Here is a 17,126-nt window from a genome sequence, read left to right on the forward strand (position 1 = left end):
ACTGTTGTCTGGTACCAGGCCTCCCCGACGTAGTCCCGGATGGCGGCGTCGGCGAAGACGTCGTTGTAGCTTGCCGGCACAGGCACCTCCCGGGCTCCCGGAAGCGAGCGGTTCCACCATTGTTGGTCCCGGCCGGCCCCGTCCGGGTCGAGCGTGAAGCGCCACAGACCGTCGAGAAGCTTCCGCTCACGGGTCGAGGTTTCTTTAGGTTGGAGCACCGATCAGCGCTCCGATCCGGTTCGGTACCTGGAGGCGAGCACGATCAGCTCGACGCAGGCGCCTATGCCGAGTGCGACGGCGTCCAGCCTCAGGTGATACAGGCTTGGATCGTCCCCGTCCACGCCGTAGAAGTCCCAGACGTACTCCCGGCGCGCGCGGTCGTGCGAGGTGACGAGGCGCTCGGCGGTTCGGCGGTCGACCTGCTCGGCCTCCATGACCTGTGCGACCCGGCCGTCCTGAGGTCCGTCAAGGTAGACGTGGAGCACGCCGGGCAAGGAGGCGAGCACGACGGCACCACCCCGGCCGACCACGACCCCTCCGGCGCGGCCGGCGCGGACCATAAACGAGTCGATCTCGCCCCTCAACCTCTGCTCTTCGAGACCCACCCGTTCCACCTGGCGGCCCGTGGCAGTCCTCGCATCGCTAACCCGGGCCAGGGTCGCAACGAGCCGGTCGACGCCGCCCTTGGGACGATCGCCGGCTCCAACCGCGTGCTCGGTCAGACCCGTCCGCTCGGCGATCGCCGACGTGATTGCGCGGTCGAAGAACTCAACTTCGAGCCGGTCCGCGACTCGCTGTCCCACAATTGCCCCGCCCGTGCCGTAGAGGGCCGCCAATGTAACCACGGGACGACGATCGGCTTGGACCAAGCTCATGGGCCTCCGCACCCTAAATGAACCACCCTGGTGTCCGGAACGATACCCGATTCGCGGTCATGATTAGCCGATGGATCGGAAGTCCATAGCAGAGTCGCTCCGGAGCGCAGTCATGCGATCACTGCGCCGAGTAGGCGCCGATTTGTGGCCGCTTCTCCAGGGGACGGCCGCCGCCACCGCAGCCTGGCTGATCGCCAGGTACCTCCTGGACCACGCGGAGCCCTTCTTCGCTCCGATCGCCGCTTTGGTCGCCCTCAACACCTCCCTCGGTGAGCGCGGTCGCAATGCCCTTCGGTTGCTGCAGGGCGTGATCGCCGGAATCGCCGTCGGCGAGCTCACACTACTGACCCTCGGAGGCGGCTTTGGGTCGCTCGCGATCGCTATCCTGGCGGCGACGGTCCTCGCCCGGGCGCTTAGCGGTGCCCGGATCACAGTCGCGCAGGCGGCAGTGAGCGCGATTATCGTCGTGGCCCGGGTGGACGCCTCCGCCGGGGTTACGAGGCTTGTCGATGCCCTCGTCGGAGCCGGGGTAGCGCTCGTCTTCAGCCAGCTTCTTTTTTCACCCGAACCCATTAGGTTCCTGCGTCGCGCCGAACGTGCGGCACTGTCCAGGATGGCGGAAGGGCTCGCCTCCACCGCGAAGGCGTTGGAGGAGGACGACGACGAACCGGCGCGGAAAGCCGTCGCAAGCTTTCGCGATCTTCGCGACGACCTGTCCGAGCTCGGCCGGGTCCGGCGCGCCAGCACCCGAGTCGCCCGCCGTTCCCTGGCCTGGCGGTCACAACTCGAACCGGTGGTGCAGGAGAAGGAGAACGCCGGCCACCTCGACCTGCTCGGCAGCAGTTGCCTGATGCTGGCGCGGACCGCGGCATCGCTGGGCTCGGATGAGCGCCGGGAGCTGGCGCCACACGTGCGAGCACTCGCCGAAGCCCTGTCGGACGTAGCAGGCGACCTGGGCGCCCGAACCACCCGGCAGCACGCCGCCGATAGGGGACTGGCGGTAGCCGCCGGGATCTCGGCCGGAGGCGACAGGCCCGGCCCGGCCTTCGCCGCGGCCGTTATGAGCGTGCGGATGGTTGCAACCGACCTGATGATCTTCGCCGGCATCGAACCGGCAGAGGCGGCCGCTGCCGTCCTCGAAGGAATTGAGTCACGCCGGGTCGCCGTCCCGCCGGCTTCCGGCCGGCCGCTGGGTTGGTTACGGCGGGTAAAACTGCCGTTTCGCCGAGCCCAATGACGGTCCTTGGTCAGGCGTCGTCCTTCTGCCGGGCTGCCTCCCGTCCCGCCAGGTAGCCGAACACGAGCCCCAGCGAGATCGTCCCTCCGGCGCCTCCGTAGAACCCTTTAGTCGGCGCCCCGCCTGCGTTGCCGGCGGCGTACAGCCCCGGGATGACCTTGCCTTCGGTGTTCAGCGCCCGCCCGAGCGCGTCGGTTCTCGGGCCGCCAACCGTGCCGAGCGCGCTGGCCTCGACCTTGAGCGCGTAGTACGGCGGGGTGTTGACCGGCCCCAGGACGCTCGACTTCGGGCTCTTCAGCATGGGCCGGATGATCTTCGCCATCGGCCCGACCACGATGGAACGCAAGCGTTCGGGATCGTTCTTTTTCGCCACCCGTCCCGCGAGCTTGCTCACGATCGGCCCGATCGCTGCGCCGATGCCCGTCCGAAGCTTTGCCGTAACGGCGGGGATGTGCTCGTCGGGGGACAACTTGCCCAGCCGCGGGTAGTAGGCGCCGAAGTACCGGTCGAACAGAGTGTCTCCGCGGTTGAAGTCGGGGTCGCTGGCCTGCACGGCTCCGGCGTTGAACCGGTCGACGGTGCGGAGCAGCCCGACCTCGTCGACCCCGATCTTGGCCGCCAGCTCCGACAGGGTGTCGCCGCGGTGGAGGTATTCGGGCACCTCTCCGCCCGGCGTGACGCCGAAGATCCCGAACTTCGTCCAGTAGTTGTGGTCGAAGATCAGCCACGCCGTGGCGTTGGGCATGGTGCCCGTCTCCGGGTCGACCTCCCGCATGATCTTTCCGAACTGGTCGTAAGCGAGGGCCTCGTTCGCAAAGCGCTCACCCTTGCTGTTCACCATGATGCTGTGCGGCAGCGCTCGTTCGCCCAGGAACACACGGCTGAGCGGGCGGCCCTCCAGCTCCTCCCCGGGAAGCTGCACCCCGGGCATCCACCAGGCGTCCTCCATGCCGGTCAGATCGGCGCCCACCGCCTTGGCCAGCTGCACCGCGATCCCGTTATGGCCATCGGGAGAAACCTGCACGCCCAGGGGAGCGCCGAGGTAGGTCTCGGTGACCTCAGGGGAGCTCTCGAACCCTCCGCTGGCCAGAACAACCCCCTTGGCGGCTCGCACCGTGTGCTCGGCGCCACCCGCCTGCACGACGATCCCCCGCACCTCGGACTCCTCAATGACCAGGCTTACCGCAGGCGCCTCGACCCGCACGTCGACACCGTTGCGCAGGCAAGCCTCGAGCAGGGCCCCGACCAGTGCGGGGCCGGCCAGCCAGACGTTGTCGATGCCGATGCCACCGAGCAACCAGAACGGGAGCGGGTTTCTGGCCATGCCGGTGGTCAGCGCCGGCCGCACGTACTTAGCGGCCTCACCGAGCCCCTCCGGGGAGTACGGGCCGGGGAACAGGGCCCGGCCGACGGATGCGCCGTCGATGTCGGAGCGGTAGTCCGGCCAGATCGTCGGGATCCACCCGAAGGCGGTGTGCTCCTCGATGTACCGGGCGACGTGGGGGCCGGTTTCCAGAAACTTCTCGATCAGCTCGTGGTCGAGGACCTTGTCCCTGCCCTCGCCGTAGATGTACCGCCTGGCCTGGTCCAGGTCGTCTTTCACCTTCAGGTCCTCGGTCGAAAAACCGTGGCTGGGGATCCAAGCTGCACCCGCCGAGATCCCTGTGGCGCCGCCGACGATCTCTCGGGACTCGACGACGAGGACTCGTGCTCCCTCCTTGGCGGCGGTGAGCGCCGCCATCAGGCCCGCACCGCCGGACCCGACGATCGCCACGTCCACCTCGCCCGGGATGCCCTTTTGGGACACGTTGCCGATGGAGCCGCTGTGCTGAGTCGAAGTACCAACCATGAGGTCCTCCGGAGGATTAGTTGTGTTCCGAGACCGGCCCCACAACAAGAGGCGGGACCGCCCGAAAATTTTTCAGGGCAACCATATATCGCCTGTTTGCCATCGTCGACCAGCCCGGAGGGCCTACAGATCCATCGGAGCCTCGTGTTCGTCGACGGACTCCTCAGGGAGGCCTTCTGCGAGATAAGCGGCCCGGCTGACCATGTTAGAGGCCGGCGGGGAGGCCAGGAGGTGCAGGACGCCTGCGAGCACTACCGAGGTGATGTCGTTCAAGTGGTCGAGGTTGATCGCTGCGCCGGCGAGCACCAGCAGGATCCCGAGAGTGGACGCCTTCGCAAGCGCATGCAGGCGCGCCAGGACGTCGCTGAAGCGTACGACCCCGATGGCCGAGATCAGGATCAGCGTGGCCCCGGCCAAACCGAGTGCTTCACCAATCACCCTTTCCGCCCTTCGATGTAGCGGGCCACCATGCCGTTGCCGATTGGACCGACCAGCGCAATGGTGACGAGCGTCGGGAGGAAGGCACCGACCCGGGTGTCGGTGGCGTGGGTTGCAATGCCGGCCATGCCGACGATTACGAGCCCGCTCAGAGCTGCGACCCGGTCGGCCAGAGAGGGTCCGGCACACAGGCGGTAGGCGAAGAGTACCGCCGCGGCACCGAGGATGAAAAAGGTTGCCTGGATCATGGCGCCTCCTCGGACACGGGGCTTTCCGGCTGCGGGAGGGTGGGGGCGATCGCGTCCATCACCAACCGCTCGAGTCGCTCGAGAGAGGCGTGGGCGGCGCGGCGGTCGTTCAACTGGAAGAAGTGGACGTAAATCACCGAGGAGTCGTCGGTGATGTCGGCCGTCATGGTCCCGGGGCTGAGTGAAATGATGCTGGTCATGAGCGTGACGACCTCCTCGGAAGGCGTCTCAAGCCGGTGGGCCAGCACGCCCGGGGCGGCTCCGGGGCGTCTCCGGAGAATCTGACCCGTCATGACGATGTTCGACACGAGCAGCTGCCAGGCCACGTAAGCCGTCAGGCGGGCGAGCCCGGTCACGCTCGGATGCAGCCGCCTGCCGGCCCGGCGACGGGCCGGAAACGCGACGAGCAACGCCGCGGCGACGATGGTTCCGCTGAGGATGTTGGCGAGCGTGAGCTCGCCCCACGCCAGCAGCCACAGGACTACCAGGAGCGCCACGCGCCACGCCATCCTCACCGGCCAAGCACCTCCTCGACGTACTGCTGAGGTTCGAGCAGACCGCGGGCGGTACGTTCGCTCAATCGGTAGAGCGGGCCGGCGGCGATCGCAACCGCGATGCTGCACGCCACCAGCACCGCGGTCGGAGCGACCATGAGTGCCGGCCCGCCCCCCGGCCGCGTGGCGGTCGAGCGCCGGGGTGCAGATTCCTCCTCCGCAGGGCTCCAGAAGGCACCGGTCCAGATGCGGATCATCGAGAACAAAGTCAGAAGGCTGACGACCAGGCTCACCGCGACGACGGAGTAGTGGCGCCCCGCGATGCCGGCGCCGATTAGCGCAAACTTCGAGACGAACCCGGAGAACGGCGGGACACCGGCGAGGCTTAACGCCGACAGGAGGAAGAGCACGGCCAGGAACGGCTGCGTCCGCACCAATCCCCCGATCTGACTCAGCCGGCTGGAGCCGCTGGAGTGGTCCACGAGCCCGCTCACCAGGAACAGCGCGGTCTTGACGATGATGTGGTGCACCATCGAGAAGACCACGGCAGCCACGCCTGCGATCGTAAAAAACCCCAGACCCATGACCATGTAGCCGATCTGGCTCACGATCGTGAAAGACAGGATCCGGCGAATGTCGTCCTGTGCGATGGCCCCCAGCACTCCGACGACCATCGTGGCGGCGGCAACGGCAAGCAGCAGCGTCGCCGGGCGGCTGTCCTCGCTGAAGAGCAGAAGCTGGGTCCGGACTATCGCATAGACGCCAACCTTGGTCAGCAGCCCGGCGAAGATCGCAGTGATGGGCGACGGCGCGGTTGGGTAGCTGTCGGGGAGCCAGAAGAACAGCGGGAAGACCGCCGCCTTGATGCCGAACACAACGATCAACAACACGGCGAACGAGGTCTGAACCCCCGCCGGCAGGTCGCCGAGCCGCACCGCGAGGTGGGCCATGTTGACCGTCCCGGTGGCGGAGTAGAGCAGCGCGAGGGCGGTGACGAACAGGGACGACGCGATGAGGCTGATGACGATGTAGGTCATCCCAGACCTCACCTGCTCGGCGCGCCCGCCCAGTGTGAGCAGTACGTAGCTGGCAGTCAGCATCATCTCGAAAGATACGAAAAGGTTGAACAGGTCCCCTGTCAGGAACGAGCCTGCGACGCCGGCAGCGAGAACCAGGTAGGCGGACTGGAATCCGACGTGGCCCCGCTCGGCTCCTGGCTCGCCGATGGCGTAGACAAGCACCACAAAAAGCGTGAGCTCCGCAACGACCAGCAGGACGGCGGCGAAACGGTCGGCTACCAGGGTGATTCCCATGGGTCCGGGCCAACCGCCGGCGTGGGCGACCACGGTGCCGTTCCGATCGACCTCCATCAGCAGCGTGATCGAGGCCGCTACGAGCGCCCCCAGGACCAGGATGCCGATGGCCCGCTGGGCCACCCGGGATCGGCCGGCGAGGATCGACAGCGCGGCCCCGACGAGCGGTAGCACGATCGGGAGGGGCACCAGCCACGTCATGGAGCCTCCTCCCGAGCGATGACCTGCTCCTGGTCGGCGACCTCGTCGTGGACAACGTCGGAGCGCGCCACCGCTCGGTCGCCGACGTCGTCCTGGACTTCGTCGTCCCGGGTGAGCACCCAGCTGCGGTAGGCCAGCGCAAGAAGCAGCGTGGTGACGCCGAAGGTGATGACGATTGCGGTGAGCGCCAGAGCCTGGGGGAGCGGGTCGGCGAAGTCCAAACGGTCCTGCGTCCCGATGATAGGGGGCTGGCCCCGGCGCCCCGCCGTGATCAGCAGCACGTTCGCACCGTGCGTCAGCAGGGCCAGGCCGATGATGATGCGGCTCAGCTTGCGCTGGAGTAGCAGGTAGGTCCCGATCCCGAACAGGCCGGCGGCCACTGCGGCAAGCATGACCGTCACGACACCACCTCAGCCGGTTCCTCGCCGAACGCCTCGAAGGCCATCAGGACCATGCCGACGACGGCCAGGTAGACGCCGGAGTCGAACACCAGCGCGGAGCTCACGGTCAGCGGCCCGAGCAGGGGGATGTCGAGCGCGGCGAGGCCCACCTTCAGCACGTCACCGCCGAACAGCAGCGGAACCGTCGCGGCGCCGGAAGCCAGCAGCAATCCCGTCCCGAGGACCGTCCAGGGCTGCAACTGCGAGCGGCCACGAACCTCGTCGATGCCTCCCGCGATGTAGCGAAGGGTGATCGCGGAGCCGGCGAGAAGGCCCCCCACGAACCCTCCCCCGGGCTGGTTGTGCCCGGCGAACAACAGCCACAACGACGTCATCAACACCACATGGAAAACAACCCTGACCGAGACATCGACGAACGCCAGCCGTTGAGCCCCGACCGGTTTTGTCCGGGTCTTCCCGCGCGCCTCGGCAATCCGGCGTCCCACCCGGGCCAGGGCGACGGCGCCGATCGACGCCACGCCCAGGACGGTGATCTCGGCCAGGGTGTCGAAGCCGCGGAAGTCGACGAGGATGACGTTGACGACGTTCTTGCCGTGTCCGTCCGGTACAGCACGCGCAACCATCTCCTCGGACACCGGCGGCGACACCCGGTGCCCAGCGGCGAGGAGCGCGAAGGCGAAAACCGTCGCGCCTACGGCGCTCGCAATCGCCAGGCGACCGATCCTTCGCCGAGACGAGGATTGGCGCTCGAAGCGCTCCGGCAAGCGCCGCAGCACCAGCACGAACACCACCGTGGAGAGAGTCTCGACGGCAGCCTGGGTCAAGGCGAGGTCCGGCGCGCCGGACAGGACGAACAGCCCCGCCATGGCGTAGCCGGTCGCCCCGAGGAACAACGCCGCGGCGAAGCGCCGGCGGATGATCGCCGCTCCTAGGGCGGTTACGAGCAACGCGATCGCGATGGGCGCCTCGACCAGGCTGCCGAACTCCGGCCAGCCGGCCCATCCGCGACCCACCGCCATCGACCCGGCGGAAGCTACCGCCGCAGTAGTAAGGATGACGCCGGCGTACACCGGCAGGGATCCGTTCTGCACAAACCCGGTCACCCGCGTGGCGACGACCCCCAGCCCGTGAAGCAACTTGAGGTACACCTCGGCGCCGCTGGGGATCCGGCCGCCCAACGCCAGCTTCGGCTGCATCCATTTATTGCCCCACGCCATCGCCGCCCCGCCCGCCAGCGTGAGAGCCGACAGTGCCAGGGGCAGGTTGAAGCCGTGCCAGAGCGAGAGCCGGACCGGGGAGGCGCCGCCGAAGCCCGCGAGCCCGGCCGTCGCCAGCGGGTCCGCGATCCCGGGGAAGACGCCCATTACGATCCCCGCCGCCGCAAGCGCCGCCGCAGGCGCAACGAAGATCCGCGACGGAGGCTGCGGAACCTGTAGGTCGTCGCCGTCGGCCCGGTGCCGGGGGTCGACGAACGCCCCCCGGTAGAACCGGATGGAGTAGGCCACGGTAAGCATGGACCCGGCTACGACCGCCGCCAGAACGACCGTCGCCCCCGCAAACCCGGCTCCGCCGAGCGCACCGTAGGCGGCCTCTTTGGCTATGAAGCCGGCTCCGAGCGGAACGCCCGCCATCGAAGCGGCCGCCAGGACCGTCGCAATCTCTACCCCTCGCCACCCGGCGCCGAGCGGAGGGATCTCCCGGATGTCGCGGGTGGATGTCTGGTGGTCGATGATCCCGACGACCAGGAACAGGGTCGCCTTGAACGCGGCGTGCGCCGCAAGGAGCACCCATCCTGCCGTCGCAGCCGCCGGCACCCCGGCGCCGAACAGCACGATCAGGAGGCCAAGCTGGCTGACCGTCCCGAACGCAAGAAGCAGTTTCAGGTCGTTCTGGCGCAAGGCCCTAAGGCCCCCGAAGACCATCGTGCAGCAACCGGCGGTGAGGACACCAGGCCGCCACAGGTCCAAAGCGGCGAATACCGGTGCCAGCCGGGCGACCAGGTACACCCCGGCCTTCACCATGGTCGCCGAGTGCAGGTACGCGCTCACCGGTGTCGGCGCGGCCATCGCCCCCGGCAGCCAGGCGTGGAACGGGTATTGGGCGGACTTGGTGAAGGCGCCCACGAGAATGAGGGCCATCCCCACAGTCATCGCCGTTGTGGCGGCGGGCGGCTCTGCGAGGAGCGCACTCAGCCGGTAGGTGCCCGCCTCGTTAGCGACGACCACAAGCCCGCCGAGCATCGCAAGCCCTCCGGCGCTCGTGACCAGGAGTGCGTGCAGGGCGGCCGCCCGGGCCCGTGACTCGGTGTGGCGGTTACCGATCAGCAGGAACGACGTGATGGAGGTGAGCTCCCAGAACATGTAGAGCCCGATGACGTGGTCGGACTGCACCAGGCCCAGCATCGAACCGCCGAAAAGCACCAGCAGCCCGGCGAGCCGGCCGAGATCGCGGGCGTCGGGGGCGAAGTACCGGGCTGCGTACCCAAGCACCGCAACGCCGACGATTGTGATGATCAAAGACATCGTCAGCGCGAGGCCGTCCAGGCGGAGATCGACGCTCAGGCCGAGCCCGTCCACCCATCCCACCCGCTCTTGCACCATCGAGCCCTCGGTGATGGGGCCGAGCTGCGACGCCAACCAGATTGTCACGGCGGCCGGCACCAGGGCTGCAACCAGGAACGCGCGCCGGCCAAGGCGTCCACCGAAGGCAACCAGGGCTACGCCGATCGTGGCGAAAGCAGTTAGGGAGGCGAACACCTCAGACGCCGTCCGGCGTTGCGGTTATCAGGGCCGCTCCTGAGTGCAGAGCTCGATGTGCGCGCCGACCGGCAGCTGATGCCGAACCCTCAGCGTGCGCATATCCAACTCCGATCGTGGAGCGTCAGAAAGACGCAGGTTAGCGGCTGTTGTGAGACCTCGCCCCGGAACAACATCAACGGCACAACCACCCTGCCGGTGCCGGCCGACGCGGACGCTCCAGGGAAGTCCTTGATCCTACAAGCGAAGGCCCCGCGGGGGCACGGTCGACCCCTATGTTCTGGATCTGGGTTCCAGGGCGCCGCGTCGACCAGGTGGACTAGGGTGGGGCAATCGTTACCGAGGAGGAAAGATGACCCGACACGCGGCGCTCATCCCGCTCACACATGATCACCACCACTTTTTGGCGCACGCCAACCGACTGCAGGAAGCAGCGACCGGGGATGAAGGTGCCCGGCGCCTTGCCGCAGACGACTACGTCAGCTTTTATCTCGGTAAGGGCCTGCGCAACATGCGTGAAGAAAAGGAGCTGTTCTTCCCTGCGGCATTCTTCGCAGACACCGAGGCACGGTCGACAGTTTTGAGGGCTCTGGCAGGACATCTGGAGCTGCACCACCTCACTCACCGGCTCCAGGTGGAGCTGTCCGCCGGTGAAATTGCTCCCGGATCCCTGGAGCAGCTGGCCGGCATACTCAAAGAACACGTGCGCCTTGAAGAGACTGAGTTGTTCGCCCACATTCAGAATGCAACTCCCGAGGAGGAACTGCATCGTTTGGCCCAAGCCCGCCGGGACGTCTGAGCGCACCAGGGGATTCTGCTTTTCCGCCAGGATGCGGGCCGGGGTAGTGGTGTCCGGCCCTAGCCGTTTACGCTAATCCTTATTGGCCACAGGGAGGGGAGTCCTATGTCAATCCGCAAGATAGCCTCTGTAGGTTCTATTGTCCTGGGGGTCCTGCTGGTGCTCGGCGGCGTCGCCACCTGGTTCCTCGTCAGCTCCACACTCAAGGACCAAAAGATCACCACCGCCGACGACGCGTGTCTTGCAGGCAGGACGGTTGCAGGACCCTTCACCGCCTACTGCGAGGCGAAGGTGATCGAGAAGCACACCCTTGAGTCCACCGAAGGGCTGACCTACGCAGAGCTTGACCGCGAAGACCCCAGGCGGGAGACCGCCCTCACGTCCTCGTTCCTGCAGTCATCCCTATTCACCTCAGTGGTGGCATTCGGTGTCGCAGCGATGGCGGCCGGGATGGGCGTGCTGTTCGTGTTGATTGGGCTAGGGATGTCGGACGTGGAGAGACGCCTGGGCTAGCAATCGTCCAGGTGACCAAGCGGTGTCCTACGATCTCGCGCGCCGCCTACCGCCCGCGCTGGCTCCGCCTCCCCCGCCCAGCGAGGCCATAAGGCCCACGATGAAGCCGAAGTCGTACCAGTTGCCGCGGTTGGCGACCTCGTAAACGTTCACCTGCTCGGTGAAGAGCGATATCACGAAGGTCACGGGAACGATGAGCCCGTGCCACAAGCCGATCAGGAATCCGGCCGGATCCTGGCCGTCCCCCACCCCCGGGTTGGGACCGGCGGCGCAGGAGGAAAGCAGAAGGGCTGCTCCTAAGAACACCAGAATGCGAATCGACGCCCCGACACGCTGCCCCGGTTTATCCTCGTGCAACGCCAGTTGAGCCGCATCGTAAGTCCTACGCGTCATCACCCACCTCCCGATCGGTCGAATCGATTCTCCCCGCCCCGACCCGTCAGATGCTGCCTGAAGAAGGCGATGATGCGATGCCGGGCATCCTGGGTTGCCGGCTCGTTGAAGCGGGTTCCGGAGACCTTACCCAGGACCACGAGAAGGGGCGTTAGGTCTGCCGGGTCATGATCGTTCATGAATCCGTGGCCGGCTTCGGGGTAGACCTTCACGTCGTGATCGACTCCGAGCGTGGTTAGGGCCGCCTTGAGCCGCTCGGCGGCTTTGTAACCGAGTGGTGAGCGGTCCTTGCCCCCATAACTCCCCACGATAGGACAGGTGCCGGCGAGAGCGTCCAGCGGGTCCTCGGGGCAGCCGCCGTAGTTCACGCTGGACGCTGAAAATCCGTATCCCGGCGCCAGCGCCAGAGCGTACCCTCCTCCCATACAAAAACCAATGACGCCGATCTTTCCGGTGCAGTCATCCCGCGCAGCAAGCCACTTTCGAATGCTTTCGACGTCGTCAAAGGTTCGGCCCCTGCGTTTGCCGAGGTCGCTCATTATCGTTCGGAGGCAGCTCAACCGGGTTCCCCAGTAGAAAAGGTCGGGAGCCGCGGCCAGGAACCCCTCGCTCGCCAGCCAATCGGCCTGGTTCCTGAGATCGTGGCTCATTCCGGTGAAGTCGTGGATCACCACCACCCCCGGCCATGGGCCGGGGGTGGAGGGCTCCGCGACGTACGTGGGCATCTCTCCGAGGGGCGTGGTGACTTTAATCTCCGGCATCAGGCTTCCGGACAGGATGGCCGGCGCGGCGGAAAAGAACGAAGGATGTGCATCCCAACCAGGCCACGTAGAGCGGGTAGGGCAGGTAGACCGACAGAGCGCCGTCAAATGCCAGCGGACCGCTTTGGGCGACGAGTCCGAACAACGGCACGACCTGGGTGGCGGCTGCAGCGAGCGAGAGCCAGGCCAGCCAGGCGGGCAGCGCCCGGGTTCGAATCGTCACGACAGCCACTGCCAGCAGCATCACCGCCAGAGGGAGGTTGGCGACGTTGAACAATGCAGTCATGACGGCAAACAGTGCAGGGAGCGCCTCACGACCCGATCCAAGGGTGAGGCCGGCCTGGAAGCAGAGAGCGGTCAGGGTGAGGATGGTTGAGCCGACGCCCGCGGCGAAGGCGACATTGGCCAGGTTCCCGGAACCGCCCTCGGCCCGGGCAAGGAAGGTGCGCAAAGCGCCGAGGAACCAAATGAGGGCTCCTGAACCCAAAACGAAGAGCAGGGCCTGCGCCCGCTGAGCCGATCCATTGGCCGCGAGAAAGTCCGACATCTCCTGCGCGGAGGCGTCCCGGCCAACGGCTCCCCGCTCGAAGGCCACCGCCGCGGCACCAATGACCAGGGATAGGAAACCGGCAACAGCTCCCGATCGATCATGTGGCGCAGCTTCGATGCTCACGACGTTTTCCTCTCTGGTTATGCGGTGACGGCCCGGCGGAGCCGCCAGGAGGCCAGCAGGAGCAGAACGGTCGCCGCCCCCAGCAGCACGCCGGCCTGGGGGAGGATGCCTCCGATGCCTGCCCCCTGTCCGACAAGTTCGGCGAATCCGTCCAGCGCCCAGGAGTGCGGGGTGATCCGGGACACCCTCTGCATCGTTTCGGAGAACAGCTCGGACGGAACCATCGCTCCTCCGAGGCCGGCCATTCCGAGGCCGACCAGCAGGCCGACTGCGATCGCCTGCTGCTCGGTGCGGAGCACGGACCCAAGGAGCATGCTGGCGCCGGAAGCCACCAGGACGAACGAGAGAACCAGGAATGCCGCAGCCACCGGGTCGCCCCAGTCGACCCCAAACAGCAGGGCCGATCCCCCCATGATCACGACGACCTGGAGCAGCGAGACTGCGATTCGTCCGAGGCTCTCGCCCAGAAGGATCGACCGCGGGCTGGTGGGGGTCGACATGATCCTGCGCACCAGTCCCAGCCGCCTGGCCTCGATCAGCTCGGTAGCTCCCATCAGGGCGGTGAGGAAGAGGAAGAGGATCAACATCTGGCTTGCCTGCAGGTCGAAGCTGCCGGCCGAGGCCTTGTTGGCCGCCTCGCCGACCGTGGTGACCGATACGGTGACGCCCGTGTCGCGCCGGGCCAGACGGGAGGCCTGCGCCAGAGCGTCGTCGAAGCCGGCTCCGGTTTCCTGCTTGGCGAAACGGGCAGCCCGGACCTCGGCGTTCTGTCCTGCTACTGCGGAATCGACGGTGGCCCTGAGTGCCATCTGCTCCGGCCTTGCGATGAAGACCAGCTCCACGGTTTCGCCGGCGCGCAGGCGACGGTCGTAGCCGTCCGGAAGCACCAGCCCCCCGGCGAGGTTTCCGCGCTCCACCTCGGATCGAACCTCGTCCTCGGAATCGCTCGAGATGACCTGGATCCTGTCGGACCGCTCGATCCTTTCGATCAGGTCTGCACCCAGGGTTCCCCCGGTGCCGACGACGGCGATCTTCGGAACGTATCCTCCGGCCGCCGCTCCCATGACGAAGATCAGGGTCATCGGCATGATGAACAGGAAGAACCAGTTGGGCCGGTACCGGAAGGTCATGCGCAGGTTCTGCAAGACCATCGTCAGGGTTCTCATAGCTCGGTCAACCTTTTGTGGCGAAGTGCGGCGATACCCCCGGCGACCAGCGCAAAGGTGAGGATTGCCATCACCGAAGGCAGGACCGCTCCGGCCCCCGCTCCCCCGGAAAGATCGGCCAGGCCCCGCAGGAACCACGAGTGCGGGGTGAGCCTGCCGATAGTCGCGAAGACCTCGCCCGCCTGCGCCAGCGAGAAGAAGCTGCCGCCGAACATGCCGAGGACGATGGCGATGATGGTCTGCCACGACCCGGCCTGCTCCGACGTCTTGGCGAGGGTGGCGACCAGGGCCAGGATCGCCACGGCGGCCAGCACACCGGAAACCACCAGCATCGCCACTCCCAGCAGGTTTCCCCAGCGGACACCCAGGATCAAAGCGGTGGCCGTCATCAGCACCGCCATGCTGCACAGGCCGAGCACGAAGGCGCCCAGCAGCTTGCCGGCGATCACCGATCCCCGGCTCACCGGCATGGCGAACAAGCGGCCGAGTGTGGCTTCCTTGCGCTCCTCGAGGATGCTGGCCACCCCGAACTGGACCGTGAAAAAGACGAAGAAGACTGCAATTCCCGCCGAGAAGTAGTTCTTGAACCCGAGCTCGCGCCGGTCCGCCCGGCTGTTCGACAGGATGACCGCGTCGGCGCTGTGGGCGGCCCGCTGCGCTAGGGCGGCCATCTCTTCCGGGTCCGGCTGGGATCCTCCGGGAGTGAGTGATGCAGCGAGCGCCAGCCGGGAGGCGTTGATCTCCTGGGCGTAGGCGTCGGTAATCGATCGGGCAACCTCGGTAGCCAGCCCTTGCTGGGCGTCGCCGATCACCGATAGCTGAGGGGTTCGTCCGCTGAGGACGGAGGACGAAAAGCCGCTCGGCATGACGATCGCCGCCTGGACCTCGCCGTCCTCGACCATCTCCCGGGCGTGCTCGATCGAGTCTGCGTCGACCAGATCGAGGATGCCCTCCTTGGCCGCGCCGCCGAGCACACCATTGCGGAACTCCGCCGCCAGCGCGCCCTTGTCCTCATCGAAATAGGCGTACTTGAAGGAGATTTCCTCCACGTTGCCGAGGGTCAGGGAGAAGATGATGGCGAGGGCCACGGGCAGCACGAACGCCATCACGAGAGCCGATGAGTCGCGCAGCCTTTGTTTCAGGTCCTTCCCCATGACCAGCAGCGCGGGGACCACGTCAGTTCCTCAGGGCTTTGCCGGTGAGGTGGAGGAAAACAGCCTCGAGGTTGGGCTCGGTTACGTCGACTCCGGTTACCGAGACACCCTGAGCGCCGATCGCCTGAAGAAGCTTCGGCAGGAGGACCTGGGCATCGTTGACGATCAGGTCGACGCCGCCATTGGAAGATCCGGCTCCCAGCACGCCCGGGATTCCCCTAGCTGCCGCCACCGCCGCTTCGCCCTGCGCCCCGACGGTGAGCCTGATCCGGTCGTGCTCGCCGACCAGGGCCACCAGCTCCCGCTGGCTCCCCTCCGCCTTCAGCTCACCGAGGTCGATGATTCCCACCCGGTCACACAACCGTTCCGCCTCTTCCATGTAGTGGGTGGTGTAGAGCACCGCCATGCCCTCTTCGGAAAGCTTTCCGACCGCCTCGAGAATCGAGTTCCGGCTCTGCGGGTCGACGCCGGCCGTGGGTTCGTCGAGGATGAGCAGCTTCGGTCGGTGAAGCAACCCGATGCCGATATTCAGGCGCCGCTTCATGCCGCCGGAGTACTCTTTTGCCCGGTCCTTCGCCCGGCCGGCGAGGCCGATCACCTTCAGGATCTCCTCCACCCGGTCCTTCGCAGCAGCACGCCTCATGCCGTACATGTGGGCGAAGAAGGTCAGGTTCTCCCGGCCGGTCAGCTCCGGGTAGATCGCCAGTTCCTGCGGGACGTAACCGACGTCGTCGCGGGTGGCGATCGAGCGTGCCGTCATCGGCTTCCCGGCGATCAGGACCTCGCCGGCGTCCGGCTCCAGCAGTCCGGCGATCATGCTGATTGTCGTTGTCTTGCCGGCCCCATTGGGGCCCAGGAGACCGTACGTCTCACCCGCGCCGATGGTGAAGCTGACGTCCTTGACGGCAAAGTGGTCACCGAAGGACTTGCCTAGTCCCCGGCAGACCAGCACGGTGGCAACGTGAGTTCCCAGGTCCTCCGGTGTCCGGGTGGGAGTGTCCGAGCCTTCGGGGTTCCGCTCCTCCTCATCGGAGACGGGCGCCAGGTGGGGATGATGCGCCATCTGGGGCGGAACATGGGCGGGTGGGAACGTCATCGACACCTCCTTCTTAACGACAAGTGTTCCAACTGAGCCGGTAACCGGTCAGGGCCGAAAGACCCGGCCGCTTCAGGCCTTTCGGCCGGGCCCCGACCGGCCCGATGGACCCCCAAGTACCGGGCCGTTGGACCCTGGGATCGCTCCGGCCGGAACCTCAATCTCAGTCCGTCAGCACGCGGGAGTCCGAGGAGGGTGAGGGGCGGATGAAAGGTTCGTTGAAGGTCGGAAAGGCAGTCTCGTACAAGGCGCCCCCACGGGCCGCCCGGCCGGTTGACAAGTCCCCGTCACCGGCCAGGTCATTCAGGGAGCCATTGCCTGAGCCGCAGGTGGGAGCGGGAACCGTCATTCGCACCAGCGGATTGACCAAGTCCTATGGCAAGCGGCCTGCCCTGGCGGAGCTGAACCTCGAGGTCGGCTCGGGACAGGTATTTGGTTTCCTCGGTCCCAACGGCGCAGGAAAGACCACGACCATCCGGCTGCTCCTCGACCTCATCCGGCCGACCGCCGGCACGGCGAGCATCTTCGGACTGGACTCGCGCAGGGATTCGCCGGCCATAAGGAGGCGCATCGGCTACGTCCCGGGTGACCTGGCGCTGTATTCCGACCTGACCGGACACCAGGTGGTCGACTTTTTCGCCGGCCTGCGCGGCGGAGTAGACCAGAGCTATGTCGATTCCCTGGCCGCCGAGCTCCAACTAGACCTGGCCCAGGAGGTGGGGACCCTGTCAACCGGCAACCGGCAGAAGCTCGGCCTGG

General features: G+C 66.8%; 19 protein-coding genes. 4 read left to right on the forward strand and 15 right to left on the reverse strand.

The features are described from left to right. The coding region (locus tag VFV09_01720) for a beta-glucuronidase (protein HEU4866422.1) at positions 1-218 on the reverse strand (218 nt) is incomplete at its 3' end. Positions 219-221: 3 nt separating this feature from the next. After that, complete coding sequence (locus tag VFV09_01725; GenBank protein HEU4866423.1) at positions 222-875, reverse strand: cytidylate kinase family protein; 654 nt, start codon at positions 873-875, stop codon at positions 222-224. Between the two features lie 70 nt (positions 876-945). Here VFV09_01725 and VFV09_01730 point away from each other — a divergent pair, with 70 nt between their 5' ends. Then, on the forward strand, positions 946-2,112 hold the full coding sequence (locus VFV09_01730) for an FUSC family protein (protein ID HEU4866424.1): 1,167 nt from the start codon (positions 946-948) through the stop codon (positions 2,110-2,112). Positions 2,113-2,122: 10 nt separating this feature from the next. Here VFV09_01730 and VFV09_01735 read toward each other — a convergent pair whose 3' ends face one another. The 7 genes from VFV09_01735 to mbhE form a co-directional block, all read right to left on the reverse strand. Continuing rightward, entirely contained in the window at positions 2,123-3,961 is a 1,839-nt protein-coding gene (locus VFV09_01735) for an FAD-dependent oxidoreductase (protein ID HEU4866425.1), read from the reverse strand. Between the two features lie 123 nt (positions 3,962-4,084). Next, entirely contained in the window at positions 4,085-4,399 is a 315-nt protein-coding gene (mnhG, locus tag VFV09_01740) for a monovalent cation/H(+) antiporter subunit G (protein HEU4866426.1), read from the reverse strand. Continuing rightward, positions 4,396-4,647, reverse strand: a complete 252-nt coding sequence (locus tag VFV09_01745; protein ID HEU4866427.1) for a monovalent cation/H+ antiporter complex subunit F — start codon at positions 4,645-4,647, stop codon at positions 4,396-4,398. Before VFV09_01745 ends, mnhG begins: the two co-directional genes overlap by 4 nt. Further along, positions 4,644-5,144 (reverse strand): Na+/H+ antiporter subunit E, encoded by a 501-nt coding sequence (locus VFV09_01750; protein HEU4866428.1) that lies wholly within the window; start codon positions 5,142-5,144, stop codon positions 4,644-4,646. Before VFV09_01750 ends, VFV09_01745 begins: the two co-directional genes overlap by 4 nt. 14 nt (positions 5,145-5,158) lie before the next feature. Beyond that, the gene (locus VFV09_01755; GenBank protein HEU4866429.1) at positions 5,159-6,655 is read right to left on the reverse strand and encodes a Na+/H+ antiporter subunit D; all 1,497 of its coding nucleotides are present in this window, start codon (positions 6,653-6,655) and stop codon (positions 5,159-5,161) included. Then, complete coding sequence (locus VFV09_01760) at positions 6,652-7,047, reverse strand: NADH-quinone oxidoreductase subunit K (GenBank protein ID HEU4866430.1); 396 nt, start codon at positions 7,045-7,047, stop codon at positions 6,652-6,654. The genes VFV09_01755 and VFV09_01760 overlap by 4 nt, the downstream gene beginning before the upstream one ends. A gap of 5 nt (positions 7,048-7,052) precedes the next feature. After that, on the reverse strand, positions 7,053-9,812 hold the full coding sequence (gene mbhE / locus VFV09_01765) for a hydrogen gas-evolving membrane-bound hydrogenase subunit E (GenBank protein HEU4866431.1): 2,760 nt from the start codon (positions 9,810-9,812) through the stop codon (positions 7,053-7,055). Positions 9,813-10,164: 352 nt separating this feature from the next. Between mbhE and VFV09_01770 the strand changes: the two genes are divergently transcribed. Continuing rightward, positions 10,165-10,611 (forward strand): hemerythrin domain-containing protein, encoded by a 447-nt coding sequence (locus VFV09_01770; GenBank protein HEU4866432.1) that lies wholly within the window; start codon positions 10,165-10,167, stop codon positions 10,609-10,611. A 105-nt stretch (positions 10,612-10,716) separates the two neighbouring features. Then, the gene (locus VFV09_01775; GenBank protein HEU4866433.1) at positions 10,717-11,124 is read left to right on the forward strand and encodes an aromatic ring-opening dioxygenase LigA; all 408 of its coding nucleotides are present in this window, start codon (positions 10,717-10,719) and stop codon (positions 11,122-11,124) included. 27 nt (positions 11,125-11,151) lie between these two features. On the opposite strand, the gene VFV09_01780 is transcribed toward VFV09_01775, so the two are convergent. Genes VFV09_01780 through VFV09_01805 form a run of 6 tightly spaced genes read right to left on the reverse strand, consistent with a single transcriptional unit; the run spans position 11,152 to position 16,367 of the window. Beyond that, on the reverse strand, positions 11,152-11,517 hold the full coding sequence (locus tag VFV09_01780) for a hypothetical protein (protein ID HEU4866434.1): 366 nt from the start codon (positions 11,515-11,517) through the stop codon (positions 11,152-11,154). Beyond that, positions 11,517-12,278, reverse strand: a complete 762-nt coding sequence (locus VFV09_01785) for a dienelactone hydrolase family protein (GenBank protein HEU4866435.1) — start codon at positions 12,276-12,278, stop codon at positions 11,517-11,519. Before VFV09_01785 ends, VFV09_01780 begins: the two co-directional genes overlap by 1 nt. Next, positions 12,265-12,951, reverse strand: coding sequence for a hypothetical protein (locus VFV09_01790; GenBank protein ID HEU4866436.1), 687 nt, complete (start codon positions 12,949-12,951; stop codon positions 12,265-12,267). The genes VFV09_01785 and VFV09_01790 overlap by 14 nt, the downstream gene beginning before the upstream one ends. A gap of 17 nt (positions 12,952-12,968) precedes the next feature. Then, complete coding sequence (locus tag VFV09_01795; GenBank protein HEU4866437.1) at positions 12,969-14,117, reverse strand: ABC transporter permease; 1,149 nt, start codon at positions 14,115-14,117, stop codon at positions 12,969-12,971. After that, a complete protein-coding gene (locus tag VFV09_01800; protein ID HEU4866438.1) occupies positions 14,114-15,292 on the reverse strand; it encodes an ABC transporter permease in 1,179 nt (392 codons plus the stop codon). The genes VFV09_01795 and VFV09_01800 overlap by 4 nt, the downstream gene beginning before the upstream one ends. Position 15,293: 1 nt before the next feature. Next, positions 15,294-16,367, reverse strand: coding sequence for an ABC transporter ATP-binding protein (locus VFV09_01805; protein ID HEU4866439.1), 1,074 nt, complete (start codon positions 16,365-16,367; stop codon positions 15,294-15,296). Positions 16,368-16,681: 314 nt separating this feature from the next. Here VFV09_01805 and VFV09_01810 point away from each other — a divergent pair. Continuing rightward, a partial coding sequence (locus VFV09_01810) for an ABC transporter ATP-binding protein (GenBank protein HEU4866440.1) occupies positions 16,682-17,126 on the forward strand: 445 nt, incomplete at its 3' end.

Source organism: Actinomycetota bacterium, from assembly GCA_035759705.1.
In the GTDB taxonomy this organism is placed as follows: domain Bacteria; phylum Actinomycetota; class CADDZG01; order JAHWKV01; family JAHWKV01; genus JAJCYE01.